Below are 1,007 nucleotides of genomic sequence, written 5' to 3' on the forward strand. Positions count from 1 at the left end.
GGGAGTAAAACCACAAGCAATTGGTGGAAGAAATGGGTGGCTCTTAACAGGTAATGCTGAAGATGAAGAAATAGTCTTTGCACGTTCTGAAAGGAAGTGGCTATTAGCGTGAGCGAAATAGCATCTACAAAGTAGCGATTGTAGGTAAAAAGATATAAACTCTATAAATTAATATAAATACTTTATAATTCGTCAAATGTTAAATTAAATAAACTTGCAAAAAAAGAAACTCTTTATTTATGAGTGTTCCTGTAATTTTCACAATGGCTATAATTAGATTATTTTAATAACCTCAAAATAATTGTATTACAATTTCAATATATTTATAATGTAATATCACTATGATACAATAATTTAGAAGAGGTGAGAAATATGATTAAAGCCATTAAAGTTAGATTATATCCCACTAAAAAACAAGAAGAATTAATGTTTAAAAGTGCTGGTATTTCAAGATTCTCTTATAACTGGGGATTAGCTTTTCTTAATAAATACTATGAAGAAAATAATAAATTTTTACAAATAGATAAATTAAGAAAAGAATTTACAAGATTAAGAAATAACAATGAATTTAGCTGGTTAAAAGAAGTATCATCAGAAATACCACAACAGGCTCTCAAAGATTTAGGAGAATCATTTAAGAAATTCTTTAAAAAAGAATCTCTTTATCCTAGATTTAAGAAAAAAGGCAAGTGTGAAGTTTCATTTTTCCATTTAAATAACAAGTTTATAGTAAAAGATAATTATATAAAACTTGAAAAAATAGGTTATGTAAAAATGAAAGATGAAGGCAGACTTCCTATTGGTAACTATAAAAAGGATAAAATAAAAGTTCTAAATCCAAGAGTAAAATTTAATGGAAAGTATTGGTACTTGTCACTAGCAATGGAAGTTGAGGAAAAAACTGATATTAAACTTACTAATGAAAGTATTGGTGTTGATTTAGGTATCAAGGATTTAGCCATAGTTAGCAATATAGATGAACCTTTTAAAAACATTAATAAATCAAA

Annotated in this window: 1 protein-coding gene; it reads left to right on the forward strand. The window is 26.2% G+C overall.

Features of this window, described 5'->3' with window-relative positions; genetic code table 11:
- Window positions 1-372: 372 nt before the first annotated feature.
- Window positions 373-1,007, forward strand: a 635-nt coding sequence (locus KGF48_RS19740) for an RNA-guided endonuclease TnpB family protein (RefSeq protein WP_227868496.1), incomplete at its 3' end; no start/stop codon positions are given.

The sequence above is a fragment of the Clostridioides sp. ZZV15-6388 genome (genome assembly GCF_020657755.1).
In the GTDB taxonomy this organism is placed as follows: Bacteria; Bacillota; Clostridia; order Peptostreptococcales; family Peptostreptococcaceae; genus Clostridioides.